This is a genomic window from Streptomyces lydicus (assembly GCF_000717345.1).
Classification (GTDB): domain Bacteria; phylum Actinomycetota; class Actinomycetes; order Streptomycetales; family Streptomycetaceae; genus Streptomyces; species Streptomyces lydicus.
The window spans coordinates 1-1,985 of the sequence record NZ_JNZA01000087.1; the positions used below are offsets into that span (position 1 = coordinate 1).

Annotated in this window: 1 protein-coding gene; it reads left to right on the forward strand. The window is 68.3% G+C overall.

Features of this window, described 5'->3' with window-relative positions:
- Positions 1-1,985, forward strand: a 1,985-nt coding sequence (locus OO62_RS36070; protein ID WP_033271960.1) for an acyltransferase domain-containing protein, incomplete at both ends; no start/stop codon positions are given.

Here is a 1,985-nt window from a genome sequence, read left to right on the forward strand (position 1 = left end):
GAATGTGGGGCATACGCAGGCTGCTGCGGGTGTCGGTGGTGTCATCAAGATGGTGATGGCGTTGCGGCAGGGTGTGTTGCCGCGGACGTTGCATGTGGATGCGCCGTCGCCGCATGTGGACTGGTCGGCGGGTGCGGTGGAGTTGCTGACGGAGGAGCGGGAGTGGCCTTCGGAGGCCGGCCGGGTGCGTCGTGCCGGCGTGTCGTCCTTCGGCGTGAGCGGGACGAATGCCCACGCGATCATCGAGCAGGCGCCGGCCGCGGAGGCCGAGGAGATGCCGGCCGTTGACGCCCCTCACTCCGATGAGCTCGCGGCTTCCGCGTCGGTTGTGGTGCCGTGGGTGGTCTCGGGGCGTGGTGAGGGCGCGTTGCGGGCGCAGGCGGAGCGGTTGCGGTCGTTCGTCGAGGCGAGGCCGGAGCTGGGACCGGTTGAGGTGGGGCGGTCGTTGGCGGTGTCGCGGTCGGCTTTCGAGCGGCGTGCGGTGGTGCTGGGCGCTGACCGGGGTGCGTTGCTGGGCGCGTTGGGCGCGCTGAGTGCGGGCCGTGAGGCGGCGGGTGTGGTGGAGGGTGCGGTCCGTGAGGTGGGCCGGACTGTTCTTGTTTTCCCTGGTCAGGGTTCGCAGTGGGTTGGGATGGGCGCGGAGTTGATCGCGTCGTCTCCCGCTTTCGCCGAGTCGATGCGGCGGTGTGCGGAGGCGCTGGCTCCGTTCGTTGACTGGGATTTGCTGGAGGTTGTGTCTGAGGGCCGTGGGTTGGACCGGGTGGATGTGGTGCAGCCGGTGACGTGGGCGGTGATGGTGTCGCTTGCGGAGTTGTGGCGTTCGGTGGGTGTGGTTCCCGATGGGGTGGTGGGTCACTCGCAGGGTGAGATCGCTGCTGCGGTGGTGGCGGGTGGTCTGTCGCTGGAGGACGGGGCCCGGGTGGTGGCGCTGCGATCGCAGGTCATCGGCCGCGAGCTGGCGGGGCGGGGTGGCATGGCGTCCATCGCTTTGCCTGCGGCAGAAGTGCGTCAACGTGTAGGCGATGTACCGGAGTTGGGTGTTGCGGCGGTTAATGGTCCGTCGTCGACGGTGGTGTCCGGGGATGCCGATGCGGTTGAGGCGTTCGTGGTGGCTTGTGAGGCTGATGGGATTCGGGCGCGTCGTATCGCGGTGGATTACGCGTCGCATTCGGCGCATGTGGAGGCCATCGAGCAGGAGCTGCTGACCGTCCTGGAGGACGTACGGCCGCAGGCGGGCAGGATCCCCTTCTACTCAACGGTCGAGAACGCCTTCCTCGACACCGAGGTCCTGGATGCCGCGTATTGGTACCGGAATCTGCGGCATCAGGTGCAGTTCGAGGCCGGTATTCGGGCGCTGGCCGCGGAGGGTTTCACCACGTTCGTGGAGTCCAGTGCACATCCGGTGCTGACCGTCGGCATTCAGGAGACGCTCGACGATACGGACACCGAAGCCGTCGTCACAGGATCGCTTCGCCGTGACGAAGGTGGGCTGGAGCGTTTCCTGACCTCGGCCGCCGAGCTGTACGTCGCCGGCGTGCCGGTGGACTGGACGCCGTTCCTTGCAGATGAGGGCGTCCGCCGTGTCGATCTGCCGACGTACGCCTTCCAACGGGAGCGCTTCTGGCTGGAAGCCCCCGTTCCCACCGCGGGCGAGGCGACTGCTGTGGACACCCGTTTCTGGGCTGCCGTTGAGGCGGAGGACTGGGAGGCGCTGCGGGGGGAGTTGGCGCTGGAGGGTGACGCGCCGCTGAGCGCGGTGTTGCCGGCGTTGGCGTCCTGGCGTCGTGAGCAGCAGCGGACCTCTGCGGTGGATTCCTGGCGTTATCGGGTGGTGTGGAAGCCGGTGGCGGTTGAGGGTTCGGTGCCGGTGGTGGCGGGTCGGTGGTTGGTGGTGGTGCCGGCTGGGTTTGAGAGTGACGCCGCGGTGATGGGCGTCGTGGCTGCGTTGGAGGAGCGCGGCGTTGAGGTGCGACGGGTGGTGATTG